This window comes from Streptomyces sp. NPDC016562 (assembly GCF_043076955.1).
Lineage (GTDB): Bacteria > Actinomycetota > Actinomycetes > Streptomycetales > Streptomycetaceae > Streptomyces.
In genome coordinates, this window is the sequence record NZ_JBIBRZ010000001.1 from 630,155 (window position 1) to 654,220 (window position 24,066).

The 24,066-nt window shown below is 71.4% G+C and carries 30 protein-coding genes; 18 read left to right on the forward strand and 12 right to left on the reverse strand.

Annotated elements, in window-relative coordinates; translation table 11 throughout:
• Positions 1-12: 12 nt before the first annotated feature.
• The gene (locus ACF059_RS02870; protein ID WP_392050493.1) at positions 13-609 is read right to left on the reverse strand and encodes a hypothetical protein; all 597 of its coding nucleotides are present in this window, start codon (positions 607-609) and stop codon (positions 13-15) included.
• 88 nt (positions 610-697) lie between these two features.
• Complete coding sequence (locus ACF059_RS02875; RefSeq protein ID WP_392050496.1) at positions 698-1,144, reverse strand: hypothetical protein; 447 nt, start codon at positions 1,142-1,144, stop codon at positions 698-700.
• Between the two features lie 108 nt (positions 1,145-1,252).
• Between ACF059_RS02875 and ACF059_RS02880 the strand changes: the two genes are divergently transcribed.
• The 6 genes from ACF059_RS02880 to ACF059_RS02905 all read left to right on the forward strand — a co-directional run bounded on the left by ACF059_RS02880 (position 1,253) and on the right by ACF059_RS02905 (position 3,768).
• Entirely contained in the window at positions 1,253-1,834 is a 582-nt protein-coding gene (locus ACF059_RS02880) for a Uma2 family endonuclease (RefSeq protein WP_392050499.1), read from the forward strand.
• Positions 1,835-1,898: 64 nt separating this feature from the next.
• Complete coding sequence (locus ACF059_RS02885; RefSeq protein WP_392050502.1) at positions 1,899-2,168, forward strand: type II toxin-antitoxin system Phd/YefM family antitoxin; 270 nt, start codon at positions 1,899-1,901, stop codon at positions 2,166-2,168.
• Entirely contained in the window at positions 2,161-2,424 is a 264-nt protein-coding gene (locus ACF059_RS02890) for a type II toxin-antitoxin system RelE/ParE family toxin (RefSeq protein WP_392050505.1), read from the forward strand. The genes ACF059_RS02885 and ACF059_RS02890 overlap by 8 nt, the downstream gene beginning before the upstream one ends.
• Before the next feature lie 94 nt (positions 2,425-2,518).
• Positions 2,519-2,782, forward strand: a complete 264-nt coding sequence (locus ACF059_RS02895) for a CPCC family cysteine-rich protein (RefSeq protein WP_392050508.1) — start codon at positions 2,519-2,521, stop codon at positions 2,780-2,782.
• Positions 2,779-3,510 (forward strand): HEAT repeat domain-containing protein, encoded by a 732-nt coding sequence (locus tag ACF059_RS02900; protein WP_392050511.1) that lies wholly within the window; start codon positions 2,779-2,781, stop codon positions 3,508-3,510. The genes ACF059_RS02895 and ACF059_RS02900 overlap by 4 nt, the downstream gene beginning before the upstream one ends.
• Before the next feature lie 3 nt (positions 3,511-3,513).
• Positions 3,514-3,768, forward strand: a complete 255-nt coding sequence (locus ACF059_RS02905) for a DUF6000 family protein (RefSeq protein WP_392050514.1) — start codon at positions 3,514-3,516, stop codon at positions 3,766-3,768.
• Here ACF059_RS02905 and ACF059_RS02910 read toward each other — a convergent pair.
• From ACF059_RS02910 to ychF, 3 genes are all read right to left on the reverse strand, one after another.
• Positions 3,740-3,994, reverse strand: coding sequence for a Txe/YoeB family addiction module toxin (locus ACF059_RS02910; RefSeq protein ID WP_168530032.1), 255 nt, complete (start codon positions 3,992-3,994; stop codon positions 3,740-3,742). The genes ACF059_RS02905 and ACF059_RS02910 overlap by 29 nt on opposite strands.
• Complete coding sequence (locus ACF059_RS02915) at positions 3,991-4,272, reverse strand: type II toxin-antitoxin system Phd/YefM family antitoxin (RefSeq protein ID WP_099889684.1); 282 nt, start codon at positions 4,270-4,272, stop codon at positions 3,991-3,993. The genes ACF059_RS02910 and ACF059_RS02915 overlap by 4 nt, the downstream gene beginning before the upstream one ends.
• Before the next feature lie 188 nt (positions 4,273-4,460).
• Entirely contained in the window at positions 4,461-5,549 is a 1,089-nt protein-coding gene (ychF, locus tag ACF059_RS02920) for a redox-regulated ATPase YchF (RefSeq protein WP_360898758.1), read from the reverse strand.
• 231 nt (positions 5,550-5,780) lie between these two features.
• Between ychF and ACF059_RS02925 the strand changes: the two genes are divergently transcribed.
• Positions 5,781-6,197, forward strand: a complete 417-nt coding sequence (locus ACF059_RS02925) for a DUF6542 domain-containing protein (protein ID WP_392050519.1) — start codon at positions 5,781-5,783, stop codon at positions 6,195-6,197.
• Between the two features lie 10 nt (positions 6,198-6,207).
• Here ACF059_RS02925 and ppgK read toward each other — a convergent pair whose 3' ends face one another.
• Both ppgK and ACF059_RS02935 read right to left on the reverse strand, forming a co-directional pair.
• Positions 6,208-7,011, reverse strand: coding sequence for a polyphosphate--glucose phosphotransferase (gene ppgK / locus ACF059_RS02930; RefSeq protein ID WP_392050522.1), 804 nt, complete (start codon positions 7,009-7,011; stop codon positions 6,208-6,210).
• A gap of 21 nt (positions 7,012-7,032) precedes the next feature.
• On the reverse strand, positions 7,033-8,025 hold the full coding sequence (locus tag ACF059_RS02935) for a 4-hydroxy-3-methylbut-2-enyl diphosphate reductase (RefSeq protein ID WP_392050525.1): 993 nt from the start codon (positions 8,023-8,025) through the stop codon (positions 7,033-7,035).
• Between the two features lie 86 nt (positions 8,026-8,111).
• Here ACF059_RS02935 and ACF059_RS02940 point away from each other — a divergent pair, with 86 nt between their 5' ends.
• The 4 genes from ACF059_RS02940 (at position 8,112) to ACF059_RS02955 (ending at position 11,899) form a co-directional block, all read left to right on the forward strand.
• Positions 8,112-9,491 (forward strand): APC family permease, encoded by a 1,380-nt coding sequence (locus ACF059_RS02940; protein ID WP_392050528.1) that lies wholly within the window; start codon positions 8,112-8,114, stop codon positions 9,489-9,491.
• A 114-nt stretch (positions 9,492-9,605) separates the two neighbouring features.
• On the forward strand, positions 9,606-10,868 hold the full coding sequence (xseA, locus tag ACF059_RS02945) for an exodeoxyribonuclease VII large subunit (RefSeq protein WP_392050531.1): 1,263 nt from the start codon (positions 9,606-9,608) through the stop codon (positions 10,866-10,868).
• A gap of 78 nt (positions 10,869-10,946) precedes the next feature.
• Complete coding sequence (locus ACF059_RS02950) at positions 10,947-11,204, forward strand: exodeoxyribonuclease VII small subunit (protein WP_392050534.1); 258 nt, start codon at positions 10,947-10,949, stop codon at positions 11,202-11,204.
• 104 nt (positions 11,205-11,308) lie between these two features.
• Positions 11,309-11,899: a malonic semialdehyde reductase gene (locus tag ACF059_RS02955; protein WP_361944662.1), complete on the forward strand. Its 591-nt coding sequence runs from the start codon at positions 11,309-11,311 to the stop codon at positions 11,897-11,899.
• Positions 11,900-12,031: 132 nt separating this feature from the next.
• Here ACF059_RS02955 and ACF059_RS02960 read toward each other — a convergent pair whose 3' ends face one another.
• On the reverse strand, positions 12,032-12,556 hold the full coding sequence (locus ACF059_RS02960; RefSeq protein ID WP_361949127.1) for a DUF4245 domain-containing protein: 525 nt from the start codon (positions 12,554-12,556) through the stop codon (positions 12,032-12,034).
• 236 nt (positions 12,557-12,792) lie between these two features.
• Between ACF059_RS02960 and glpX the strand changes: the two genes are divergently transcribed.
• Positions 12,793-13,824, forward strand: a complete 1,032-nt coding sequence (gene glpX, locus ACF059_RS02965) for a class II fructose-bisphosphatase (protein ID WP_366868187.1) — start codon at positions 12,793-12,795, stop codon at positions 13,822-13,824.
• Positions 13,825-13,978: 154 nt separating this feature from the next.
• Here the strand turns inward: glpX and ACF059_RS02970 are convergent, their stop codons facing one another.
• Positions 13,979-14,386 carry a WhiB family transcriptional regulator gene (locus ACF059_RS02970; RefSeq protein ID WP_392050538.1) on the reverse strand — a complete coding sequence of 136 codons (408 nt, stop codon included), beginning with the start codon at positions 14,384-14,386 and terminating at the stop codon, positions 13,979-13,981.
• A 194-nt stretch (positions 14,387-14,580) separates the two neighbouring features.
• Positions 14,581-15,249 carry a DUF1707 domain-containing protein gene (locus tag ACF059_RS02975; RefSeq protein ID WP_392050541.1) on the reverse strand — a complete coding sequence of 223 codons (669 nt, stop codon included), beginning with the start codon at positions 15,247-15,249 and terminating at the stop codon, positions 14,581-14,583.
• 171 nt (positions 15,250-15,420) lie between these two features.
• Between ACF059_RS02975 and ACF059_RS02980 the strand changes: the two genes are divergently transcribed.
• From ACF059_RS02980 to ACF059_RS02990, 3 genes are all read left to right on the forward strand, one after another.
• The gene (locus ACF059_RS02980) at positions 15,421-17,088 is read left to right on the forward strand and encodes a fumarate hydratase (RefSeq protein WP_392050544.1); all 1,668 of its coding nucleotides are present in this window, start codon (positions 15,421-15,423) and stop codon (positions 17,086-17,088) included.
• A 132-nt stretch (positions 17,089-17,220) separates the two neighbouring features.
• Complete coding sequence (locus tag ACF059_RS02985) at positions 17,221-17,832, forward strand: hypothetical protein (RefSeq protein WP_392050547.1); 612 nt, start codon at positions 17,221-17,223, stop codon at positions 17,830-17,832.
• A 202-nt stretch (positions 17,833-18,034) separates the two neighbouring features.
• Complete coding sequence (locus ACF059_RS02990) at positions 18,035-18,664, forward strand: hypothetical protein (protein WP_392050550.1); 630 nt, start codon at positions 18,035-18,037, stop codon at positions 18,662-18,664.
• Between the two features lie 3 nt (positions 18,665-18,667).
• Here ACF059_RS02990 and ACF059_RS02995 read toward each other — a convergent pair whose 3' ends face one another.
• Complete coding sequence (locus ACF059_RS02995; protein ID WP_392050553.1) at positions 18,668-19,060, reverse strand: hypothetical protein; 393 nt, start codon at positions 19,058-19,060, stop codon at positions 18,668-18,670.
• Between the two features lie 100 nt (positions 19,061-19,160).
• Between ACF059_RS02995 and ACF059_RS03000 the strand changes: the two genes are divergently transcribed.
• Positions 19,161-19,934 (forward strand): glycerophosphodiester phosphodiesterase, encoded by a 774-nt coding sequence (locus ACF059_RS03000; protein WP_392050556.1) that lies wholly within the window; start codon positions 19,161-19,163, stop codon positions 19,932-19,934.
• Between the two features lie 83 nt (positions 19,935-20,017).
• Here ACF059_RS03000 and ACF059_RS03005 read toward each other — a convergent pair whose 3' ends face one another.
• Complete coding sequence (locus tag ACF059_RS03005; protein ID WP_392050559.1) at positions 20,018-21,589, reverse strand: ricin-type beta-trefoil lectin domain protein; 1,572 nt, start codon at positions 21,587-21,589, stop codon at positions 20,018-20,020.
• A 132-nt stretch (positions 21,590-21,721) separates the two neighbouring features.
• Here ACF059_RS03005 and ACF059_RS03010 point away from each other — a divergent pair, with 132 nt between their 5' ends.
• Together ACF059_RS03010 and ACF059_RS03015 are read left to right on the forward strand one after the other, a co-directional pair.
• On the forward strand, positions 21,722-23,125 hold the full coding sequence (locus ACF059_RS03010) for a class II fumarate hydratase (RefSeq protein ID WP_392050562.1): 1,404 nt from the start codon (positions 21,722-21,724) through the stop codon (positions 23,123-23,125).
• A 131-nt stretch (positions 23,126-23,256) separates the two neighbouring features.
• Complete coding sequence (locus tag ACF059_RS03015; RefSeq protein ID WP_392050565.1) at positions 23,257-23,976, forward strand: DUF402 domain-containing protein; 720 nt, start codon at positions 23,257-23,259, stop codon at positions 23,974-23,976.
• Positions 23,977-24,066: the final 90 nt, after the last annotated feature.

Here is a 24,066-nt window from a genome sequence, read left to right on the forward strand (position 1 = left end):
CGGCCCGGGCCTTCAGTAGGCCTCGACCGCCGACACCGGCGGCCGGACCTCCAGGATCGTCGCCGTGCCCCCGGCCTGCGCGGTCTCGTACAGCGTGATCCGGTCGCCCGGGGCGAGGTGCCGCCACCGCGGCGCGGTCAGGGGCAGGAGCCGGACCGCAGCCTGGGCACCGGGTGCGAGCTCATCGATGAACTCGACCCACAGCACGGCGATGTCCAGCTCACACGCCCCGTCGTCCCTCCGATGGCCGATGTCCCACATCGGCCGCATCACCGCGGCCCCAGGCATCGGCGTACGCCGGAAGGTCTCACCGGCCGGCCGGAGCACGAGCTCGGCCCGGATGACTCCGAACCGCTCCTCGGCCCCCCGCCACCAGCACCACTCCCGGCTCCGCCCGAACCCCAACATCCCGGCGGCGACCTCCATCTCCCCCCAGAAGCCCGCGGGCGCCGACCACTCACCAGCCAGCTCTTCCAGCAGGCCGAGGCCGACCTCCCACTCGTCGTGCGCGAGGTAGTCCCAGACATCGGCGACGGTGATGTCGTCCCCGGTGGCCACCCCCTCGGGCACCAGCAACGAGGCGGCCTCCAACATCCCCACGACATCCATCCGCCGATCATCCACGCCCGTCGCTCTGTACGAGGCGTCACCAAGCGCCCCTCAGTCCGCGAGCCCCGGCTCCCGACGCACTTCGGGTCTAGACAGAGCCGAGATGCCTGCGCAGCTCCGCCGCGATCACTTCGCTCCCACCCTCGGCCGGCAACGGCCAAGGACCCTGCTCGCCGTTCGCCACGGCAAGGCTGCTCGCGAACCAGACGAGGTGCGGTGCAGGCACAAAGGAGTCCCGGAGCCACCGCCCGAAGGCGGCGGCTTCGTCGGCGGTCACATCGGTCAGCACCACGTAGGCACAGTCGGGTTCAGCCGTCGACGCCGTCCCGTCGATCCACACGCCAGGCGCCAGCGGGATCTCAAAATCGAGGACCGAAGCGCCGCGGATCCCCGAGACCCGACATTCCACGCTCGCCCCGGCGAACGCCTCCCCCAGAGCCCGCTCCAGGCACTCAGCCGTGACGCACCAAGCTCCGCCATCACCCTGGGGCGGATAGAAGGCGACATTGGTACGGACATTCCGTTCAGCGGACACGATCTCCCTCGGTCTCCCGGCACACGCCAAGGCGCAACACACGCGGCAAATCCTCCGGCCGGGACGGTTGGCTCTCCAGCCTGAGCCGCGGGCCGCTACCGTGAAGCCATGACCGCACTGCCCGACTGGATGCGCCCGCCGCGCGCGGAAGGCTGGTTCGCGGAGGACCTCGACCGCCTCCCCGAGGCACCCCGCCACACCGAGCTGATCGATGGAGCCCTCGTCTTCATGATGTCGCCACAGCGGGCCTGGCATGGCCGCCTCGTCACCGCTTTGACGACGACACTCATGGCGCAGGCACCGGCCGGCTTCGAAGTCGAGCGGGAGATGACGATCCGTCTCGATGCCCGCAACCGCCCCGAGCCGGACCTCTTGCTGACGGACCTGCCCTATGACCCGGACCGCACCTGGTACGCACCGCAGGACGTGAAGCTCGTCGTGGAGGCCGTATCGCCCGAGTCCGCCCACCGCGATCGCACAGTGAAGCTCCGCAAATACGCGGAGGCCGGCATCCCCCACTACTGGTGCATCGAGGACGAGGACGGGGCGCCCGTAGTACACGTCTACGAGCTCGACGAACCCACCCGCGCCTACGCGCCCGCCGGGATCTTCCGTGGCACCCTCCAGCGCCCGGTGCCCTTCGAGATCAGCCTGGACCTCGACAAGCTCACCCCACCACGGGGCAAGTGAAGTCAGCAGCACGTCGCCCGACCGTCGATTGTGTACACATGGCACACTCGGTACGCTTGAGCGCATGACGCAACCACTGCCCACAGAGTCCATCCGCGACGTGCGCGCCCACCTGGCGGACGTCGTGGAGCGTGCGGACCGCGACGACGTACCCACGGTCATCACGCGCCGGGGCAAGGAAGTCGCCGCCGTCGTCTCCATCGAAGTGCTGCGCAAGTACCAGATGTGGGAAGAGCGCGAGATCAACCGGATCATCGACGAGCGCATGGCCAACCCCGCACCCGGCGTCCCGATCGAGGACGTCATGAGGGAGACGCTGGCGCGCGGTGAGTGAGTACCGGACCGTCTTTCGACCGGAGGCGCAGGCCGAACTTCGGAAGATCCCCCGCGACGTGGCACTGCGCATCCTCGCCAAGCTGACCGAACTGGAGAGCGACCCCCTGGGGCTGAACACCACCGCTCTCGTGTCACAGCCGGAACGCCGCCGGCTGCGCGTCGGCGACCACCGGGTCGTCTACACCATCGACAACGGAGAGCTCGTGGTGTGGCTCGTACACGTCGGGCACCGCTCCACCGTCTACGACACCTGACGCCGCACTGTCCTGGGATGGCTGCGAGCTGGCCGGGGGTACCGCGGCAGAGAAATCCATGGCGCACCGGCCGGCCCCCAACGAGACTGCGCAGGTGAGCGACCGCTACCCCTGTCCCTGCTGCGGGCACCGCGTGCTCGACGCCATGCCCGGCTCCTACGAGATCTGCCCCCTCTGCCTCTGCGAGGACGACGGGGTCCAGTTCCGCTGGCCGACCATGCACGGCGGAGCGAACAAGGTCTCCCTGATCGAGGCCCAGCTCACCTACCAGGACTTCGGCGCCTGCGACCAGCACGGCCGCCAGTACGCCCGCCGACCGGCCGAGGCCTTCTGGCGCCGGGACCACTCCGCGTCATGACCTCCGACATAGACACACTCGTCCAGCAGCTCGACGCCGAGGCCGTCGCGTCCTACGACGCCCGCGCAGAGCTGATCTGGATCGGCGCCGACGCCATCCCCGCCATCATCGACGGGCTGCCTTCCCTCGGTGGCTTCGGTCAGCTGACCGCCATCGAGGTCTTCGAGGAAGTGCGCGATCCCCGCTGCGGCCCAGCCCTCATCGGCCTGCTGGAAAGCCACAATCCGACCGTCCGCGCATGGGCGGCCATGGCCCTGGCGAGCCTGGAGATCGACGGCGCCATCGAGCCCCTGCGCCGCGCCTACCGCGCCTGCTTCCAACGGGCGACCCCGCCGGACTGGACCGAGCCCGACGGTATGCGCTGGGCCATGACCGAACTCGGCGCCCGCAGCCCCATCGTCCCCTCTCTGACCGCCCGCCTGCGCACCGATGCCGGAGCGGACAGCCCAGGCTGGCCCTCTGCCCAATTTCGGGCGATCATCAACGACTTGGCCGACCACGCCCAGGTGATCCTCTACTCCCAGTTCTGGCGGGTGGACGCCGGCCGCACGTACTGCGTCTCCGGCCCGGGCCTCGACTGGCAGCTCGACTGGCGTGCGCCCTGGGAACACCTGGTCGAAGAGGCCCGAGCGTGGTCCCTGCTGGAAGCCATCGAAGCTCCGGTCGGCAACGACATTTTCGTCGCCCCCACCTGGATCGACCGTACCGACCTGCACCCGGAGAGGTGAGCGATGCCGTCCCAGCATCCCAAGGAGATCGGCTACGGCCATGTCATCGAGCGCTACGTGACGAGGATGTACGGCGGCCTCCCGCGCTACCTCGTACTGAACGGCGGGCGGTTCCTGGGCCCCCGGTGGGGGCACACCTCACGCTTTACCCGACACATGATCGCTGACGCCGCCGCAGTCAACGACGGGGAACTGGAAGCCCTCCTCGGCTACGAGTGGCTCTCACGCCTCAGTAGTGGTACCGAGCCGCGAGAATGACGATCTCCTTGTCGGTCACCAGGTAGACGAGACGGTGCTCGTCGTCGATCCGCCGCGACCACGCCCCAGGCAGGTGGTACTTCAAAGGTTCGGGCTTGCCGATCCCCGAAAACGGGTCACGCCTGACGTCCTCGATGAGCTTGTTGATCCGGGCGAGCATCTTGCGGTCGTTCTTGAGCCAGGACGTGTAGTCCTCCCAGCCCTGATCCTCGAAGACAAGCCTCACGCGGCACCGGCACCAGCGTCTGCCGAGTCCGGATCGATCAGCTCCCGCTCCGACACATTGACGTGAGCCAGGGCGTTCTCGTACGCCTTGAGCAACCGGCGGGCGTTCGCCGGGGAGCGCAGCAGGTACGAGCCCTCGCGCAGCGCCGCGTAGTCCTCGGCCGAGACGAGAACGGCGTTGCCGTGCTTCGAGACGATCTCGATGGCCTCGTGGTTCTCGTTGACCTTCTTGATCAGCGGAAAGAGTTCCTTGCGGGCTTCGCTCGCGGTTATGGACATGACCTGACCTCTTTCCTCAAGTGGTACCTAATAACGTACCACTCTCGGCCCAGCCCAGGAGGGAGAAGTGCCTGATGGACTGTCGGCCATCCCAGCACGGGAAAAAGACCAAGGGCCCACCTCCGAGGAGGTGGGCCCTTCTGACCTGCAGGTTTGCCCAGTGAGCGACGTGGTGCTAATTCACACGCTCAGACGTTGAAGCGGAACTCCACCACGTCGCCGTCCTGCATCACGTAGTCCTTGCCCTCCATGCGGGCCTTGCCCTTCGCGCGGGCTTCCGCCACCGAGCCGCAGGCGACCAGGTCCTCGAAGGAGATGACCTCGGCCTTGATGAAGCCGCGCTGGAAGTCGGTGTGGATCACGCCGGCGGCCTCGGGGGCCGTGGCGCCGCGCTTGATGGTCCAGGCGCGGGTTTCCTTCGGGCCGGCCGTCAGGTAGGTCTGCAGGCCCAGCGTGGTGAAGCCGACGCGGCCCAGGGTGGCCATGCCCGGCTCGTCCTGGCCGACCGACTGGAGGAGTTCCAGGGCCTCGTCGTCGTCGAGCTCGACGAGGTCCGCCTCCAGCTTGGCGTTGAGGAAGATCGCCTCGGCGGGGGCGACCAGGGCGGACTGCTCGGCCTTGAAGGCGTCGTCCGTCAGCTCGTCCTCGTCCACGTTGAAGACGTAGAGGAAGGGCTTCGTCGTCAGGAGGTGGAGCTCGTGGAGGAGGTCGCCCTGCTCCGTGCCCTTGGTGATCCCGCGGGAGAAGAGGGTGTGGCCCTCCTCCAGGATCTTCTGCGCCTTCTCGACGGCGGCCAGGACCGCGACCTTCTCCTTCTGGAGGCGGGACTCCTTCGTCAGGCGCGGCACCGCCTTCTCGATGGACTGGAGGTCGGCGAGGATCAGCTCGGTGTTGATCGTCTCGATGTCGTCCTTCGGCGAGACCTTGCCGTCGACGTGGACGACGTTCTCGTCCTTGAAGGCGCGGATGACCTGGCAGATGGCGTCGGACTCGCGGATGTTGGCGAGGAACTTGTTACCCAGGCCCTCACCCTCCGAGGCGCCGCGGACGATGCCCGCGATGTCGACGAAGTCGACCGTCGCCGGGAGCACCCGCTGCGAGCCGAAGATGTCCGCGAGGACCGCGAGGCGCTTGTCCGGGACGCCGACGACGCCGACGTTCGGCTCGATGGTGGCGAACGGGTAGTTGGCCGCCAGCACGTCGTTCTTGGTCAGGGCGTTGAACAGGGTCGACTTGCCGACATTCGGCAGGCCGACGATTCCGATCGTGAGCGACACGTTGGCGACTTCCCGTAGCTGGAGGGGGCGGCGGCCCGGAGGTGGGCCACCGGACAGTTTACTTTCCGATGAGTGGCCGTGGATGTACGCGTGTCCGGGGCCCGATCCGGCGCTCCCCCCGCCTAGTTTGGTGGGGTGGAGCAATACAGGACGCGACCGGCCCCTCACCCGCGGCGACCCCCGGGGCAGCGACGGCCCGTGCGGCCCCCGGCCCAGCGCACGCGCCCGGCCGTGGCCGCCGTGACCGCCGCGCGCCGGATGCCCCGGCCCCGGCTGACCGGGCTGGGCGGCGGGCTGTTCTCGTGCGCCGCGATGGTGCTGGTCGGCGGGATCTGCTGGCTGCTCTTCGACGCCTCGCTCTTCGTCTACGGGCTGCTCTTCGTGCCCGTCGCGGCCGCCACCGGCCTCTGGGTACGGCCCGCCGACCTGATCACCGCGCCGATCAGTGTCCCCATCGCCTTCGCCGCCGGAGTGTGGCCCATCTCGGGCGGCTCCGGCGGCCTCGGCGGGCAGCTGATGGGGCTGGTGTCCGTCCTGTCCCTGCACGCGGGCTGGCTGTACGCGGGGACACTGGCCGCCGCCCTCATCGCCGTGGTGCGCAAGGCCGTGCTGATCGGTCGGCGCCGGCTCCCCCGACGCGTCCCCTAGACAGCCTTCTCTACGTCGCGGCCTCCCCCGACTTCGAGGCCTTCGCAGCCGCCTCCCCGGCCTCCCCAGCCCTCCCGGCCTCCGCCGCCGCCATCGCCGCCCCCACGATGCCCGCGTTGTTCTGCAGCTTCGCCGGGACGATCTCCGCCCGGATGCCCTCGATCAGCGGCAGGAACTTCTCCGGCTTGCGGCTCACGCCGCCGCCGATGATGAAGAGGTCCGGCGAGAACAGCATCTCCACGTGCGCGAGGTACTTCTGGACCCGGTGCGCCCACCGCTCCCACGTGAGGTCCCCATCCTCCTTGGCCTTCACCGACGCGCGCGTCTCCGCGTCGTGGCCCTTCAGCTCCAGGTGCCCCAGCTCGCTGTTCGGGACCAGCCGCCCGTCCGTGAACAGGGCGGATCCGATGCCCGTGCCCAGCGTGAGCATGATGACCGTGCCGCCCCGCCCGCGCCCGGCCCCGTACGTCATCTCCGCGATCCCCGCCGCGTCCGCGTCGTTCAGGACCGTGACCGGCAGGCCGCCCAACTCCCGCGTGAGCAGCGCCGCCGTGTCGACGCCGACCCACGCCTTGTCCATGTTCGCCGCCGTGCGGGTGACGCCGCCCGTGACCACGCCCGGGAAGGTGACCCCGACCGGGCCCGACCAGGAGAACGCGCCGACCACCTCGGCGACGCAGCCGGCCACCCCCTCGGGGGTGGCCGGCTGCGGTGTCAGTACTTTGTGGCGCTCGTGCGCCAGGTCGCCGCGGTCCAGGTCGACGGGAGCGCCCTTGATCCCGGAACCGCCGATGTCCACACCCATGATCTGCATGGACATACCGTACGAAACGAGTTACTTGTCGGCGACCAGTTCGGCCGCTTCCGCGCGCAGGTCGCGGCGCAGCTCCTTGGGCAGCGAGAAGACGATCGACTCCTCGGCGGTCTTGACGATCTCGACGTCCTCGTAGCCGCGCGCCGCGAGCCACTCCAGGACTTCCTCGACCAGGACCTCCGGCACCGAGGCGCCCGAGGTGAGGCCGACCGTGCCGACGCCCTCCAGCCAGGCCTCGTCGATCTCGCTCGCGAAGTCGACCAGGTACGCGGCGCGCGCGCCCGCGTCGAGCGCGACCTCGACCAGCCGGATGGAGTTCGAGGAGTTCTTCGAGCCGACCACGATGACCAGGTCGGAGTCCGCGCCCATCGCCTTGACGGCGGCCTGCCGGTTGGAGGTGGCGTAGCAGATGTCGTCGCTCGGCGGCGAGACCAGCAGCGGGAACTTCGTCTTCAGCGCGTCGACGGTCTCCATCGTCTCGTCGACGGACAGGGTGGTCTGGGAGAGCCAGACGACCTTCGACTCGTCGCGCACCTCGACGTTGGCCACGTCGTCCGGGCCGTCGACGATCGTGATGTGGTCGGGGGCCTCGCCGGAGGTGCCGATGACCTCCTCGTGGCCCTCGTGGCCGATGAGGAGGATGTCGAAGTCCTCGTTGGCGTAGCGGATGGCTTCCTTGTGCACCTTGGTGACCAGCGGGCAGGTCGCGTCGATCGTCGCGAGCTTGCCGCGCGCCGCCTCCTCGTGCACCACGGGGGCCACGCCGTGCGCGGAGAACATCACGATGGAGCCCTCGGGCACCTCCTCCGTCCGCTCGACGAAGATGGCGCCCTTCTTCTCCAGGGTCTGGACCACGTACTTGTTGTGCACGATCTCGTGACGGACGTAGACCGGCGCGCCGTACTGCTCGAGGGCCTTCTCGACAGCGATCACGGCTCGGTCGACGCCCGCGCAGTAGCCGCGAGGGGCGGCGAGCAGGACACGGCGGGAAGCGGCAGCAGTCATGCCCTCCATCGTACGGGGGCGCCCAGCAGGTCGTTCGTCCCCCGTCCGCCCCACACTTGATCGCAAGCGTGTCCGCAGGATCACTCGGAGGGTCGATGGCGTCCGGTACGCACTCCAGTACGGCGGCGCCCGCACCGCCGCCGGCCCAGGACGGCCTCCTGCGCCGGAGCCTCGGCTTCCGGGACCTGGTCGTCTACGGGCTCCTCTTCATCGCCCCCATGGCCCCGGTCGGGGTCTTCGGCGCCCTGGACGCCAGGTCGCACGGAGCCGTCGCCCTCGTGTACCTCGCCGCGACCGCCGCGATGGCCTTCACGGCCTTCTCGTACGCCCAGATGGTGCGGGTCGCCCCGCAGGCCGGCTCGGTGTTCACCTACGCGCGCAAGGGCCTCGGCGAGGGGGCGGGCCTGATCGCCGGGTGGATGGCGATGCTGGACTACCTGCTGATCCCGGCCGTGGCGTACCTCTTCTCGGGGATCGCGATGAACGCGCTGGTGCCGGAGGTCTCCCGCTGGGTGTGGACGGCGCTGGCCGTCGTGGTCACCACCCTGCTCAACCTGTGGGGCGTACGGGTGGCCGCGCGCGTGGGCTTCGCCGTGCTGGCCGTGGAGGTCCTGGTCCTGCTCGTCTTCGTCGTCGCCGCGGTGGGCGCCTTGGTCCAGGACGGGGCCCGGCGCGGCTGGCTCTCCCCGCTGACCGGCGACGGCTCGCTCGGCTTCTCCGCGGGCGCCGTCCTCGGGGCGGTGTCGGTGGCGGTGCTCTCGTACCTCGGTTTCGACGCCGTCGCCTCCTTCGCCGAGGAGGTGACGGGGGGTTCGCGGCGCGTGGCGCGGGCGGTGCTGTCCTGCCTGGCGCTGGCCGGGGTGCTGTTCGTCCTCCAGACCTACCTGGTGGCGCTGCTCAGCCCGGTCTCCTCGGCGGAGCTGGCGGCCGATCCGGTGAGCCAGGGCCCGGCCTTCTACACCGCGGTGGAGTCCTCCGTGGGCTCCTGGCTGCACGACCTGGTGGCGGTCAGCAAGGCGGTGGGGGCGGCCTTCGCGGCGCTGGCCGGGCAGGCGGCGGCCGCGCGGCTGGTGTTCGCGATGGCCCGGGAGCGGCGCCTGCCCCGGCTGCTCGCGCGGACCTCGGGCGGCGCCCCGCGGCCCGCGCTGCTGGTGTCGGCCGCGGTCACGCTGACCGCGGCCGTGTGGGCGGCCCGGCGCGACGACGGCCTCGACCAGCTGGTGTCCGTGGTGGACGTGGGCGCGCTGGTGGCGTTCACGCTGCTGCACGCCTCGGTCGTGGGCTGGTTCGTGGTCCGGCGCCGGGAGGGCGCGCCGAACTGGTGGAAGCACCTGCTGGTCCCGGTGCTGGGCGCCGCGGTGACGGTCGCGGTGATCGCCGGGGCCGCCAGGACGGCGCAGCTCGTGGGGGCGGTGTGGCTGGTGGTGGGGCTGGGGGTGCTGTTCGTCCAGCGGGGGCGGCCGGCGTCTCCGTGAGCGGGGGCCGCGGACCGGCGGGGACGGCCGGCGTCGCGTGAGCGGCGGGGCCGCGGACCGCGACACCGCACGGGAGCCTGAGACGCTGTCAGCGCCGACGGATAACCTGCGCACATGGGTCTGAATACGTCGGCCGAGGCGCCGCTGCCGGTAGGCCAGGTGTCCCGGCTCATCGGGGGCTGGATCGAGCGGCTCGGTCAGGTGTGGGTGGAGGGGCAGATCACCCAGCTCTCGCGGCGGCCGGGGGCGGGGGTGGTCTTCCTGACGCTGCGCGACCCGTCGCACGACATCTCGGTCAGCGTGACCTGCTTCCGCCAGGTCTACGACGAGGTCGCGGACGCCGTCTCGGAGGGCGCGCGGGTGGTCGTCCTGGCCAAGCCCGAGTGGTACGCCCCGCGCGGCCAGCTCTCCCTGCGGGCCACGGAGATACGGCCGGTCGGCATCGGTGAGCTGCTCGCCCGGCTGGAGCGGCTCAAGCGGTCCCTCGCCTCGGAGGGCCTCTTCGCGCTGGACCGCAAGAAGCCGCTGCCGTTCCTGCCGCAGCTGGTCGGGCTGGTGGTGGGGCGGGCCTCGGCGGCCGAGCGCGACGTACTGGAGAACGCCCGCCGCCGCTGGCCGGCGGTCCGCTTCGAGGTGCGCAACGTCGCCGTCCAGGGGGTGCACGCGGTGCCCCAGGTGATCGAGGCGGTCAAGGAGCTCGACGCGCTGCCCGAGGTGGACGTGATCATCGTGGCGCGCGGCGGCGGCAGCGTGGAGGACCTGCTGCCCTTCTCCGACGAGGAGGTCGTACGGACGGTCGCCGCCGCCCGGACCCCGGTGGTCTCGGCCATCGGCCACGAGCCCGACTCCCCGCTGCTGGACCTGGTCGCGGACGTACGGGCCTCCACGCCCACGGACGCCGCGAAGAAGGTGGTGCCGGACGTGGGCGAGGAGCTGGAGCGCGTACGCCAGCTGCAGGCGCGGGGGCTGCGCGCGGTGAGCGGGCTGCTCGACCGGGAGGAGCGGGGGCTCGCGCACGCCCTGGCCCGGCCGGTCTTCGTACACCCGCAGCGGATGGTGGAGATCCGCGAGGACGAGCTGGACGCGCTGCTGGCGCGCAGCCGGCGCACGCTGGGGCACCTGCTGGACCGGGCGGACTCGGAGCTCTCCCACACCCTGGCCCGGGTGGTGGCGCTGTCCCCCGCCGCGACCCTGGAGCGGGGCTACGCCGTCCTCCAGCGGGCCGACGGGCACGTGGTGCGCTCCCCGGAGGAGGTCGCGCCGCACGAGGCGCTGCGGGCCCGGGTGGCGGAGGGCACGTTCTGCGTGCGGGTGGGCGCCGAGGGCGAGGGACCTGAGGCCGAGGAGCCGGCCGCGGCGCCCGCGGCTTCGCAGTAGGGGACGCACGGCCCCGGCCGTCGGGCCGCCGCCGCGACCATCAGGTCGGGCGACACACCGGCGCGGCCCACAACCGGTATGACACACACAGGTACGACACACAGGACGGAAGAGGGAATGGCAGAGGCCGAAACGGCGCTGGGCTACGAGCAGGCCCGCGACGAGCTCATCGAGGTCGTCCGCAAGCTGGAGGCCGGGGGGACCTCGCTGGAGGACTCCCTCGCGCTCTGGGAGCGCGGCGAGGAGCTCGCGAAGGTCTGCCGGCACTGGCTGGAGGGGGCCCGGGCCCGGCTGGACTCGGCGCTGGCGGCGCGGGAGCCGGCCGCGGAGGAGTGATCCCGCTCACCGCCCCAGCGGTTTAGTTGAAATTTCATCTACTTCGGCCGTACAGTCGGAGACATCGCTCGACGCTTCACCTCCGTATGGAAGAAGGCTTTCCGATGTCTCTCGTTCTTGACTCCGCCGCGCAGGACCTCCTCTTCCGCGAGGCCCGCACCGCCAACTCCTTCTCCGACGAGCCGGTGACCGAGGAGCAGGTGCAGGCGATCTACGACCTGGTGAAGTTCGGCCCCACCGCTTTCAACCAGACCCCGCTGCGCATCACCCTGGTCCGCTCCCCCGAGGCCCGCGAGCGCCTCGTGCAGCACATGTACGAGGGCAACCAGGCCAAGACCGCCGCCGCGCCGCTGGTCGCGATCCTCTCCGCGGACAACGAGTTCCACGAGGAGATCCCCAAGCTGCTGCCGCACTTCCCGCAGGCCAAGGACATGTTCTTCGCCGAGCGCCCGGTGCGCGAGCAGTCCGCGCTGGTCAACGCCACGCTCCAGGCCGCGTACTTCATCGTCGGCGTCCGCGCCGCCGGTCTGGCCGCGGGCCCGATGACCGGCGTGGACTTCCACGGCCTCCAGAAGGAGTTCCTGGACGACGACCACACCCCGCTGATGGTGATCAACATCGGCAAGCCGGGCGAGGACGCCGGGTTCCCGCGCTCCCCGCGCCTGGCGTTCGACGAGGTCGTCACCACCGTCTGACCGCAGCCGCCGCAGCAGTAGCCGCAGCCGCGCGGCGCGCAAAAGGGCCGTGCCCCGGAAACCCCGGGGGCACGGCCCTTTTCGCACGCGGTACGAGTCGTACGGACGTACGGGGCGACCGCCCCGCTCGCGCTACGCGCCCTGCTTGAACTCCAGCGCCGCCGCCATCGCCCCGAGCTGCTCGAAGGAGGCCGTGCCGGTCACCACCGTCACGTGCCCCTGCTCGCGCCGCACGAGGGCGTCGTACTTCTCGCCGTCCCAGCGCTCCCAGGCCGTGTCGCCGACCTGCTGCGTCTGACCGGTGGCCGCAGCCTTCTGGGTGACGCGGGTCAGGTAGGCGGGCGAGGTGTCCGTGGACTGCTCGATCGCCACGTACTGCTGCTCCGGGTCGAGGAAGCCCAGGTGCCAGGCGTTGGCGTTCCTGCGCTCGTACGTCACCGAGGTCGCCCGCCACTGCTCCGGGAGCCCCACGGGGGCCGCCACCGGGTACGGGGCCGCGCGCCGGGCCGTGAGCGTCTCCACCCGGTAGTCGACCGGGCGCGTCGGATCGGCCTTGTCGTCGTGCGGGATGAAGAGGTAGATCCCCATCCCCGCGACCACGAGGCCCACCACACCCAGCGACCGGACCATGTCCCAGATCGTCTGCTTGCCTTTCATACCTGCCACGGCACCATCGTCCCGCATCGCCGCGGGCGATCTCCGCCGGGGTCACCCCCGCCGGGCGGCGCGTCGGCCCCGCGCGGAGTGCCGGGGGCCGCAAGATGTCCGCTCAGGCCAATGGACTGACCGATATTCCGCTCATACGTGACCCGCCCTGCTCAATATGTCGACCTACCGATAGAGTTCCAGCACCCTCACTTCCCGGCCGTCGCCGTACAGAAAGGTGCGCTCCGATGACCGAGCACAACCTGCCGCCCCAGCTCGTGGTCTCTCCGGAGGCCCCCGACCGCAACCTCGCCCTGGAACTCGTACGGGTCACCGAGGCCGCCGCCATGGCCGCGGGCCGGTGGGTCGGCCGCGGCGACAAGCTCGGCGCGGACGGCGCCGCGGTCAACGCGATGCGCACCCTGATCTCCACCGTCTCGATGAACGGCGTCGTCGTCATCGGCGAGGGGGAGAAGGACGAGGCCCCCATGCTGTTCAACGGTGAGCGGGTCGGCGACGGCACCGGTGCCGAGGTCGACATCGCCGTGGACCCGATCGACGGCACCACCCTGAACGCCAAGGGCATGCCGAACGCCATCGCCGTCCTGGCCGCCGCCGACCGCGGCACCATGTTCGACCCGTCCGCCGTCTTCTACATGGAGAAGCTGGTCACGGGCCCCGAGGCCGCCGACTTCGTCGACATCAACGCGCCCGTCTCGGTGAACATCCGCCGGGTCGCCAAGGCCAAGAACATGGCCGTCGAGGACGTCACCGTGGTCATCCTGGACCGCCCCCGCCACGAGGGCATCGTCAAGGAGATCCGCGAGACCGGCGCCCGGATCAAGTTCATCTCCGACGGCGACGTCGCGGGCTCCGTCATGGCCGTCCGCGAGGGCACCGGCGTGGACCTGCTGCTCGGCATCGGCGGCACCCCCGAGGGCATCATCTCGGCCTGCGCCATAAAGTGCCTCGGCGGCACGATCCAGGGCAAGCTGTGGCCCAAGGACGAGGCCGAGCGCCAGAAGGCGATCGACGCGGGCCACGACCTGGACCGCGTCCTGCACACCAACGACCTGGTGTCCGGGGAGAACGTCTTCTTCGTCGCCACCGGCATCACGGACGGCGAGCTGCTGCGCGGCGTCCACTACCGCTCGGAGACCGCGACGACGTCCTCGCTGGTCATGCGCTCGAAGTCCGGCACGATCCGGCGGATCGACTCCACGCACCGCCTGTCGAAGCTGCGCGCGTACAGCGCGATCGACTTCGACCGCGCCCTCTAGGCCGGCTGCGCAACGCGAGAGGGGCGGTCCGTGTGCGGCGGACCGCCCCTCTCGCGTGTACGCGTCCATCCCTGGGGCCGCGGGGCCGGGCAGGCCTGCGGCGGGCGCCGACGGGCGGCAGCGGACGGCAGCGGGCGGCCGGTGGGCGGCCGGGTCAGCCGGCGGCGGCGATGGGTCCGGCGTCCGGAGCCTGGCGCAGCTCGGCCGACCTGCGCCGCATCCGCGTCAGCACCACCCGGCGCTCGGCCGCGGTGAGCCCGCCCCAGACCCCGTACGGCTCCGGCTGGAGCAGCGCGTGCTCCCGGCAGGCGACCATCACCGGGCAGCGGGCGCAGACGCGCTTGGCGGCTTCCTCACGGGAGAGCCGGGCCGCGGTCGGTTCCTTGGAGGGGGCGAAGAAGAGCCCCGCCTCGTCGCGGCGGCACACGGCCTCCGCGTGCCATGGGCCGTCGTCCGCCCGCGCCGGCACCCGTGGCTTCGGGACGGCCGCCGGGAGCACCCCAGGACCCTGAAGGCTCTTCACGACGGCGACCTGCAGGGACTGATGCGGCGGCTGCGGCACGGTCTACTCCTGACGACGGATACGTGAGCGAGAGACGACGCACCTGTCCCTACCCGCTGTACGCGCCCCTATGCACCGCGTGGCACGGGTCGGGCGGGGTTCGGCCGAAACGAGCCCCTGCGCGAGGCCCGTCCCGGCGGGCCGATGCGCCCCGCACGTCAGCCGCCGTCAGCCGCCGTCAGCCGCAGGCGCCGTCAGCCTTCGTCGCGCTTGCGCAGCTTGCGGGCCAGGTCGACCAGGCGGGCGCCGAGCCGGGGCCGCGCCTCGATGTTCCCCAGCAGGGCGAAGCCCCGGACGATCACCACCGGCGCCTGCGGGTCGGTCTCCCCGCGGCCCTCGCCGCGCACCTCGAAGTTGCCGAGGACCCCGCTGCCGTAGCCGCGCAGGGTCACGTTCTCCGGGACCAGGACCTCGACGTTGCCGAGGACGCTGGTCACGTTGATCTCGGTGACCTGCTGCTGGAAGACCGCCTCGGTGAGGTCGATGGTGATGTCACCCATGACCGAGATCGCGCGGGTGTGCGCGCCCGGCCGCCAGCGGCCCTTGCGGGCGGAGCTGCTGCACACGGCGACGATCGTCTCCGCGTAGCCGCCGGAGCCGTCGGCCGGGGCGGCGGCGTGCGCCGGGTGCGCGGCCGCGGCATGGACGCCGCCGGGCGCGGGGAGGTCCCGTACGAGGACCTCCAGCTCACCGACCGTCTTGAAGGCGTACAGCGAGTCCAGGCGGTCGGAGTGCTCCTCGGCCGTCAGGCGGCCTTCGGCGAGGGCGTCGGAGAGGATCTGCGCGATCCGGTCCCGGTCGGCGTCGGAGGCACGCAGATCGGCCGGTGCGGCGGGGGCGGCGGGGTGCTTTTCCAGGTCCACGCCACCCAGCATAGCCAGACACGATAGATCGCGATACTCCTCAGTGGAGTCCCGCACGCTCCCAATGAGCCTTACCTCACAGACGAAGCGCCCGGAAGAGGTCCTACGCTGGTTAACCGCGCTGCCAAATGGTCGCCAGTGCTGTCTGCCGAGTGAGGAATGACTGCCGTCATGCCAGAGTTTGCGTACACCGACCTGCTGCCCCTGGGCGAGGACACCACCCCCTACCGGCTGGTGACCGCCGAGGGCGTGTCCACCTTCGAGGCGGACGGCCGTACGTTCCTCAAGGTCGAGCCCGAGGCGCTGCGCAAGCTCGCCGAAGAGGCCATCCACGACATCCAGCACTTCCTGCGCCCCGCGCACCTCGCGCAGCTGCGCCGCATCATCGACGACCCCGAGGCCTCCTCGAACGACAAGTTCGTGGCCCTGGACCTGCTGAAGAACGCGAACATCGCGGCGGCCGGCGTCCTGCCGATGTGTCAGGACACGGGCACGGCCATCGTCATGGGCAAGCGCGGCCAGAACGTCCTCACGGAGGGCGGCGACGAGGCGGCCCTCTCGCGCGGCATCTACGACGCGTACACGCGGCTGAACCTGCGCTACTCGCAGATGGCCCCCCTCACCATGTGGGAGGAGAAGAACACCGGCTCGAACCTGCCCGCGCAGATCGAGCTGTACGCGACCGACGGCGGCGCGTACAAGTTCCTCTTCATGGCCAAGGGCGGCGGCTCGGCCAACAAGTCCTTCCTCTACCAGGAGACCAAGGCGGTCCTCAACGAGGCCTCCATGATGAAGTTCCTGGAGGAGAAGATCCGTTCGCTCGGTACGGCGGCCTGCCCGCCCTACCACCTGGCGATCGTGGTCGGCGGCACCTCGGCCGAGCACGCGCTGAAGACCGCCAAGTACGCCTCGGCGCACTACCTGGACGAGCTGCCGACCGAGGGCTCCGCCACCGGTCACGGCTTCCGTGACCTGGGCCTGGAGGAGAAGGTCTTCGAGCTCACCCAGAAGATCGGCATCGGCGCGCAGTTCGGCGGCAAGTACTTCTGCCACGACGTCCGCGTGGTGCGCCTGCCGCGCCACGGCGCCTCGCTGCCCGTCGCGATCGCCGTGTCCTGCTCGGCCGACCGCCAGGCCACCGCGAAGATCACCGCCGAGGGCGTCTTCCTGGAGCAGCTGGAGACGGACCCGGCGCGCTTCCTGCCGGACACCACGGACTCGCACCTGGACGAGTCGGCCGACGTGGTCTCCATCGACCTGAACCAGCCGATGGACGAGATCCTGGCGACCCTGACCAAGCACCCGGTCAAGACCCGCCTCTCGCTGACCGGCCCGCTGGTCGTGGCGCGCGACATCGCGCACGCCAAGATCAAGGAACTGCTGGACTCGGGCGCCCCGATGCCCCAGTACCTCAAGGACCACCCGGTCTACTACGCCGGCCCCGCGAAGACCCCCGAGGGCTACGCCTCCGGCTCCTTCGGCCCCACCACGGCGGGCCGCATGGACTCCTACGTCGAGCAGTTCCAGGCGGCGGGCGGCTCCAAGGTCATGCTGGCCAAGGGCAACCGCTCCCAGCAGGTGACGGACGCGTGCGGCACGCACGGCGGCTTCTACCTTGGCTCGATCGGCGGACCCGCGGCGCGCCTGGCCCAGGACTGCATCAAGAAGGTCGAGGTCCTGGAGTACGAGGAGCTCGGCATGGAGGCGGTCTGGAAGATCGAAGTCGAGGACTTCCCGGCCTTCATCGTCGTGGACGACAAGGGCAACGACTTCTTCCAGAACCCGTCCCCGGAACCGACGTTCACCCACATCCCGGTCCGCGGCCCCGGCCTCGGCTGACCTCCCCCAGCACAGCAGAGCCCCTGGCACACGCCGGGGGCTCTGGGCTTGCCCCGAGGCAGGGGTGCGTCTCGACCGGTCACGCCATACGAACCAACGACCCGCGAAGTACGGGACCAGGAGGGCAGAGACATGCACGTCCAGAGCACCCCGTTCGAGCTGAGCCCGTGGCAGGGTGGCGACAAGGGTGGGCTTCGCCGGACCGGTTGGCAGGGACGGTCTCCGGAGTGGGGCGAGATCACCGTGGCCTCGCTCCCCCACCCGCACGACAACGTACGCGCCACCGAGGTCACCGGTGGCCAGATCCCCAGGGCCGTCTTCCAATCGCGCGGCATCCAGGTGCTGGTCACCGAACGGCCGACCCTGAACGGCGCGACGCTGCGCGTCGGGGACGCGGTGGTGTACCTCAAGCGGAACCGGTGGGGAGCCACGCATCGGGGCCGCGCTCTGCGGATGACATACGGCGGGGACCGGTACCGGCTCTGGGCGGTCAATCGCCGGGAGTACGTCGTCATGCGCAAGGCCGACAACGAGGACCGGGGCGTCACCGTCAAGGTCAAACAATCCGGCATCGGCAAGTGGAAGCGGGTACAGGTGACCGTGGTGGGCCGTGCCCTCGGGGCGGATATCGCGCTCGCCCTGGTCTTCACCGGGGTCGACTGCTCCATGCTCACCCGTCGGGGCGCCCTGCGCGCGGGCCTCTCGCGCGTCTTCCACGTGGCGGCGGATTCCGCCATGGGGTGAGCACCCGTCACCAGTTCCGGCCGATCGCCTCGCGGTCCGGTCTGCACGGCGTGTAGAGCGTGACCGGGACGGTCCGGGGGCCTCTCCCCCGATCGGGGGAGGGGTCCTCGCGTATGTCCGCCTCTCGGGCGATGGGTGGGGGGTGGGGTTCCGGCGAGGGTGGTGCCGTATCCGAATGGCCTACCCGGAACGGGAATTCACGATGAAGAAACGCACGCGCGCCCTCGTCCTCGCCGGAACGGCGGCCGCCCTGGTCGCCACCCTGATCGCGGCGGCTCCCGCACCGGCCGCACCGGCCGCACCGGGGGTCGCGGCGGGGAAGCTCGCCTCCGTGCACGGGGGTGGGACGGTGCTCTTCCCCTACGCCCCGAAGGAGGACGACATCCGCTTCACGGTCGACGCCGAATCGGCGCCGTGGAGCAGGCCCCATCCGTCCTCCGGCCTGGAGCAGGGGCTGCCGACCGACGCCCGTGGCCGGGTGACCGTCTACCACCGCATGCCGGCGCAGGACTTCACCGGGGTGGCGGAGGCGGAGGTCGACTGCATGGTCACCGGCGGCAAGACGGCCACGGTCACCGCGGTGGTGACGAGCTCGAACGTCGGCTGGGAGGGCAAGCGGATCGGCATCAGCGTCCAGGACGGCGAACGCGGCGGCCCCGACCGCGTCGGTTTCTCGTGGGCCGTCGCCAACGTCGACGTGAAGCCCGACGGCTCGGTGGCCGAGCCGACGGTGGGCACCTGCATGGCCCCGGCGCCCTTCACCGAGGTCACCCGGGGCGGCTTCAAGGTCACCCCGGCTCCCCTGGCCCCCCGCCCGGCGGCGCAGCAGTAGTCCCTACAGCGTGCGGACGCCGAACCCCGCGGCGCGCAGCCGCTGCGTCAGGTACCGGGCCTCAACGGGGGTGGCCCGGTACCCGTCGCGCACGGCGGCCAGGACCTGCGGGATCGTCATGCCGAGCGCGTCGCGGAGGACCTTCAGGGCCCCGCCACCGGAGCCCTCCACGCGGAGCAACACCGTGCCCTCGGCGGCGACGAGGGCCGCCCGGACGTCATCGGGCGCCGGCCCCCACCCCCCGTCGATGGTGCACACGTCGCGCGGCCCCCCGAACTCGCACTGGTCGCACTCCCACTCCGCTTCCCAGCACAACCTCCCGCCGTCGATCCGCTGCCAGGCGTGGAAGACGCAGTGTGGGCACGGTGCACAGAGGGTCCATCCTGGTTCCGGCATGGCGTCACCCTGCCCTGCGCGGCAGGGGGACCGCATCCCGTTAACGTCGGGGACGCGACCCCGCACCTGTGCGGGCCCGCCGGTTTGCGAGGATCTCCCCATGGCAGCGACGACCTCCTCCCCCCGCACCGCCCGCGACACGCGGGTGATCGCCCACCGGGGGGCCTCCCACGAGCACCCCGAGCACACCATGGCCGCGTACCGGCAGGCCATCGCCGACGGGGCCGACGCGCTCGAATGCGATGTGCGGCTCACCGCCGACCGGAAGCTGGTGTGCGTGCACGACCGGCGCGTGGAGCGGACCTCCGACGGGCGGGGGCTGGTCTCCGAGATGACGTACGAGGAGCTCGCCGCGCTCGACTTCGGCGGGTGGAAGGGCGAGGAGCACCGCGGGGCGGGGGTGCTGCTCTTCGAGGACCTGCTGCGGGAGGCGCTGGCCGCGCCGCGGCCGGTGGGACTCGCCGTCGAGACCAAGCACCCGACCCGGGCGGGCGGCCGGCTGGAGGCCGAGCTGGCCCGGATGCTGCGCGAGTACGGGCTCGCCGACGGCTCCACCGGCCGGGTGGAGGTGATGAGCTTCTCGCGGAACGCGCTGACGAGGATGCACCGGCTCGCGCCCGGGCTGCCGGCCGTCTATCTGATCGAGCGGGCGGTCAGGCCGCCGCGGCCGCCGTTCGCGACCCACGCGGGCCCGGGCATCGACCTCGTGCGCCGGGACCCGGGTCTGGTGGCGCGGCTGAAGGCGAAGGGGCTGTCCGTGCGCGTGTGGACGGTGGACGAGCCCGAGGACGTGGAGCTGTGCGTGCGGCTCGGCGTGGACACGATCATCACCAACCGGCCGCGGGAGGTGCGCAAGCTGCTGCTCGACCTGTGAGGTGAGGGGGCGGGTCAGCGGTGAGCGGGTGGGTGAGCGCCCGGCCGGGGTGCGCCGGCCGGGTGGGGGTCGAACGGGTGGTGTTACGCGAAGCGCTGGTTCGCCGCGCCGTTGCAGGGCTGCAGGCGCAGCGGCTCGTGGGCCGCGGCCACCGTCAGGCACACGCCCGGGGCGGCGGCGGGGCGCAGCGTGGCGCCGTCACGGACGAACTGCTGGTTCGCGCCGCCGTGGCAGTTCCAGACGATCAGGGCGGTGCCGGAGCCGTAGGAGGCGCCCGGGGCGTCGAGGCAGCGGTCCTGGGTCAGTTCGACGTGGACGGACTTGCGGGCGGTGTCGTACCACCAGCCCTGGTTGCGGCCGCCGTGGCAGTCCCAGCCGAGGACCGCCGTCCCGTTGGCGCTGGAGCCGCCCTTCGCGTCGAGGCATGTGCCGTTCGCCTCGTTCCGCAGGGGCTTGAACTTGTCGTCCCAGGCCCCGGGCTCCAGCACGGGCGTGCCGGTGCTGGCGGGATCGGCGCAGGCGGCCTCGCGCAGGCCCGACCGGTAGATCTGGGTCAGGCAGGACGCGAAGGCGCCGTGGCCGCGGTAGTTGGGGTGGAAGGACTGGCGGGTGGTGTTCTCGTCCCACGGGAAGTGGTCCCCGAGGTCCAGGTAGAGCCCGCGGGCCCAGGTGTCCTCCATGCAGACCTCGTGGCCGTGGAAGAGCCGGGAGTTGTCGAGGAACACCGCGCCGGAGTCCCGCGCGGCCTCCCGTATCCCCTTCTCGAAGGCGGGCACCGCCTGGTTGCGGCCCCAGGTGGCGTCGGAGTCGTAGCCGGCGCAGCCTCCGGGGAGCTTGCCGGGGAAGTCCGGGTTGTCGTAGAAGTCCGGGCCGATGGGGCTGGGGTAGCCCATGACCACGAGCTTGTAGTCGGAGTCGGCGTACCCGGCGCCCCGCATGACCGTCCTGAGGTCCCCGACCGTGGCCGTGACCTTGGGTTTCAGACCGTCGACGCGGGCCTGCCAGCCGGGCCCGTACACGGGCTCGCAGACGCCCTGGCCGAGGATCCAGCGGGTCACGCAGTCGGTCATGACGGGACCGAACTGGAGGTCGTCGTTGGCGCCGACGACCAGGAGCACCATCTTGATCCTGGTGTTGCGGGCCTTGACGGCGAGGTTGTCGCTCTGCACCAGCTCGTCGGCGTACTGCTTGCTTCCGCCGATCCTGATGTTCGCGGTGGAGCCTCCGGAGCAGGCGACGTTGAAGGTCAGGTCGGCCGGGATCCCGGTGCGGTGGATCGCGGAGTCGGGAGAGCGGTGGCACTGGTTGGTCGGGGTGTTGGTCGCGGGGTCGTAGGCGCCGACGCCCTCGCCCGAGATCTCGCTGTCGCCCAGGGAGATCAGGCCGGTCTTGCGCTCGTTCAGCGGGCGGACGGCGGCGTCGCCGTAGAGTGCGACGGCCTCCGCGGCGCGGATCGCCTCCAGCTCGGGCGGGAGGGGGGTGACGGCTCCCGTCACGGCTCCCGTCACGGCTCCCGTCGTGGCCGCCGTCGCGGCTCCCGCCACGGCGGCCGGGCTCCCGGCGGTGGCCGCCGCCTGGGCCGACGGGGTGACGGCGGTGACCCCGCCGAGGGCGGCCGCGATCGCCGCGGCCGCGGCGACGGTAGATCTGAGCATGGGTCTGGTGCGTGCACGTGCCATGAACGCCTCCCCGGGCATCGGTGTTACCCACGGTATTTACTGGCGGGTAGGGGAGTTGGGAACACTTTGAACCAGACGATTGCTCATGTTTTCGAGGAGGCCGTGAAAATGACCGATGATCAGCAGGCTGAGGCGTTCCGGATCGAGCACGACTCCATGGGCGAGGTACGGGTGCCCGCGCACGCCAAGTGGCGCGCGCAGACCCAGCGCGCCGTGGAGAACTTCCCCGTCTCGGGGCTGCGCCTGGAGCGCGCCCACATCGAGGCCCTCGCCCGGATCAAGGCCGCCGCCGCCGTGGTCAACGCGCGGCTGGGCGTGGTGGACCAGGACGTGGCCGACGCGGTCCGGTCGGCGGCCGAGGAGGTCGCGGACGGCCGCTGGGACGACCACTTCCCCGTGGACGTCTTCCAGACCGGCTCGGGGACCTCGTCCAACATGAACGCCAACGAGGTGATCGCCACCCTCGCCACCGAGCGGCTGGGCCGCGAGGTCCACCCCAACGACCACGTCAACGCCTCGCAGAGCTCGAACGACGTCTTCCCCTCCTCCCTCCACATCGCCGCCACCGCCGCGGTCACCCTGGAGCTGGTCCCGGCCCTGCGCCACCTCGAAATCGCCCTGGAGCGCAAGTCCGCCGAGTTCGCGGAGGTGGTCAAGGCCGGGCGGACGCACCTGATGGACGCCACCCCGGTCACCCTGGGCCAGGAGTTCGGCGGGTACGCGGCGCAGATCCGCTACGGGATCGAGCGGCTGCAGGCGTCGCTGCCCCGGCTCGCCGAGCTGCCGCTGGGCGGCACCGCCGTGGGCACCGGGATCAACACCCCGCCCGGGTTCTCCGCCGCCGTGATCGCCGAGGTGGCCGCCGCCACCGGCCTGCCGCTGACCGAGGCGCGCGACCACTTCGAGGCCCAGGGCGCGCGGGACGCGCTCGTGGAGACCTCCGGGATGCTCCGTACGGTCGCCGTCTCACTCACCAAGATCTCCAACGACCTGCGCTGGATGGCGTCCGGGCCGCGCACCGGATTGGCCGAAATCAATCTGCCGGACCTCCAGCCCGGCTCGTCGATCATGCCCGGGAAGGTCAATCCGGTGATCCCGGAGGCCGTCCTGATGGTCGCCGCACAGGTGATGGGCAACGACGCCACCGTGGCCGTGGCGGGCGCGGCCGGCAACTTCGAACTGAACGTCATGCTCCCCGTGATGGCCAGGAACCTGCTGGAGTCGATCCGGCTGCTCGGCAGCGCGAGCCGCCTGCTCGCGGACCGCACGGTCGACGGGATCACCGCCAACGAGGCCCGGGCCAGGGAGTACGCCGAGTCCTCGCCGTCCGTGGTGACCCCGCTCAACCGCTACATCGGCTACGAGGAGGCCGCCAAGGTCGCCAAGAGGTCCCTCGCCGAACGCAAGACGATCAGGGAGGTCGTGCTGGACTCCGGCTACGTGGAACGCGGCGCCCTCACCCTGGAGCAGCTCGACGAGGCCCTGGACGTCCTGCGCATGACGCGCCCCTGACCCACCCGCCGGGCGGGGGGCCGGATTCGGCCGATTCTCATCCCCCGACCCCTCCCCCGGCCCGGCCGGGGCGGCCGCCACGGTGACCCGCCCCGCAGCGGGCCCGCGGGCCCCCGCCCTAAGATCTCCGCATGACAGGTACTTTCAAGCCTGGGAGCGACGCGGCGCGCAGCGCGCCGTCGGACCCCGCGCAGGGCAGGCGCTGGGCGCCCGGGGAGCAGATCCTCTGGCGCTACCGCGACCACGCCCCCGGGCTGAAGGGCCCGGTGCACATCTGCCGCCCGGTGACCGTCGTGCAGGACACCGACGAACTCCTGGCCGTCTGGATGGCGCCCGGCACCGAATGCGTCCGGCCGGCCCTCACCGACGGCACCCCCGTCCACCAGGAACCGCTCGCCACCCGCTACACCGCGCCGCGCACCACCGTGCGCTCACGCTGGTTCGGCGGGGGCGTGCTGAAGCTGGCACGGCCCGGGGACCCCTGGTCGGTCTGGCTGTTCTGGGGCAACGGCTGGCGGTTCAAGAACTGGTACGTGAACTTGGAGGACCCGCGCTCCCGCTGGGCCGGCGGGGTCGACTCCGTGGACCACTTCCTCGACATCGCGGTCTACCCGGACCGCACCTGGAAGTGGCTGGACGAGGACGAGTTCGCGCAGGCGCAGCGCTCCGGCCTGATGGACCGTCGGCAGGCGCAGGACGTACGGGCCGCCGGGCGGGCGGCGGTCGAGGTGATCGAGGCGTGGGGGGCGCCGTTCTCCGACGGCTGGCAGGACTGGCGGCCGGATCCGGCCTGGCCGGTTCCGGTCCTGCCCGGGGACTGGGACCGCACCCCGGCGTATATGACCTCATGAGACCCTTGATGCGCCCCGGGGGTGCAACCGTAGGATCGTCCCCCGCGAGGTCGCGCGCGCGGGACGGCGCGGTCGGGCCGCGCATCGGCA

What these genes read in the sequence shown, in the direction of transcription:
- ACF059_RS02955 (WP_361944662.1), top strand. Translation starts at nt 11,309, where the DNA reads ATGTCTCTCGTTCTTGACTCCGCCGCGCAGGACCTCCTCTTCCGCGAG.
- ACF059_RS03005 (WP_392050559.1), bottom strand. Translation starts at nt 21,589, where the DNA reads ATGCTCAGATCTACCGTCGCCGCGGCCGCGGCGATCGCGGCCGCCCTC.
- ACF059_RS02995 (WP_392050553.1), bottom strand. Translation starts at nt 19,060, where the DNA reads ATGCCGGAACCAGGATGGACCCTCTGTGCACCGTGCCCACACTGCGTC.
- ACF059_RS02885 (WP_392050502.1), top strand. Translation starts at nt 1,899, where the DNA reads ATGACGCAACCACTGCCCACAGAGTCCATCCGCGACGTGCGCGCCCAC.
- ACF059_RS02915 (WP_099889684.1), bottom strand. Translation starts at nt 4,272, where the DNA reads ATGTCCATAACCGCGAGCGAAGCCCGCAAGGAACTCTTTCCGCTGATC.
- ACF059_RS03000 (WP_392050556.1), top strand. Translation starts at nt 19,161, where the DNA reads ATGGCAGCGACGACCTCCTCCCCCCGCACCGCCCGCGACACGCGGGTG.
- ACF059_RS02940 (WP_392050528.1), top strand. Translation starts at nt 8,112, where the DNA reads ATGGCGTCCGGTACGCACTCCAGTACGGCGGCGCCCGCACCGCCGCCG.
- ACF059_RS02980 (WP_392050544.1), top strand. Translation starts at nt 15,421, where the DNA reads ATGCCAGAGTTTGCGTACACCGACCTGCTGCCCCTGGGCGAGGACACC.
- ACF059_RS02935 (WP_392050525.1), bottom strand. Translation starts at nt 8,025, where the DNA reads ATGGAGGGCATGACTGCTGCCGCTTCCCGCCGTGTCCTGCTCGCCGCC.
- glpX (WP_366868187.1), top strand. Translation starts at nt 12,793, where the DNA reads ATGACCGAGCACAACCTGCCGCCCCAGCTCGTGGTCTCTCCGGAGGCC.
- ACF059_RS02900 (WP_392050511.1), top strand. Translation starts at nt 2,779, where the DNA reads ATGACCTCCGACATAGACACACTCGTCCAGCAGCTCGACGCCGAGGCC.
- ACF059_RS02985 (WP_392050547.1), top strand. Translation starts at nt 17,221, where the DNA reads ATGCACGTCCAGAGCACCCCGTTCGAGCTGAGCCCGTGGCAGGGTGGC.
- ACF059_RS02905 (WP_392050514.1), top strand. Translation starts at nt 3,514, where the DNA reads ATGCCGTCCCAGCATCCCAAGGAGATCGGCTACGGCCATGTCATCGAG.
- ACF059_RS02950 (WP_392050534.1), top strand. Translation starts at nt 10,947, where the DNA reads ATGACACACACAGGTACGACACACAGGACGGAAGAGGGAATGGCAGAG.
- ACF059_RS02880 (WP_392050499.1), top strand. Translation starts at nt 1,253, where the DNA reads ATGACCGCACTGCCCGACTGGATGCGCCCGCCGCGCGCGGAAGGCTGG.
- ACF059_RS02960 (WP_361949127.1), bottom strand. Translation starts at nt 12,556, where the DNA reads ATGAAAGGCAAGCAGACGATCTGGGACATGGTCCGGTCGCTGGGTGTG.
- ACF059_RS03015 (WP_392050565.1), top strand. Translation starts at nt 23,257, where the DNA reads ATGACAGGTACTTTCAAGCCTGGGAGCGACGCGGCGCGCAGCGCGCCG.
- ACF059_RS02990 (WP_392050550.1), top strand. Translation starts at nt 18,035, where the DNA reads ATGAAGAAACGCACGCGCGCCCTCGTCCTCGCCGGAACGGCGGCCGCC.
- ACF059_RS03010 (WP_392050562.1), top strand. Translation starts at nt 21,722, where the DNA reads ATGACCGATGATCAGCAGGCTGAGGCGTTCCGGATCGAGCACGACTCC.
- ppgK (WP_392050522.1), bottom strand. Translation starts at nt 7,011, where the DNA reads ATGCAGATCATGGGTGTGGACATCGGCGGTTCCGGGATCAAGGGCGCT.
- xseA (WP_392050531.1), top strand. Translation starts at nt 9,606, where the DNA reads ATGGGTCTGAATACGTCGGCCGAGGCGCCGCTGCCGGTAGGCCAGGTG.
- ACF059_RS02870 (WP_392050493.1), bottom strand. Translation starts at nt 609, where the DNA reads ATGGATGTCGTGGGGATGTTGGAGGCCGCCTCGTTGCTGGTGCCCGAG.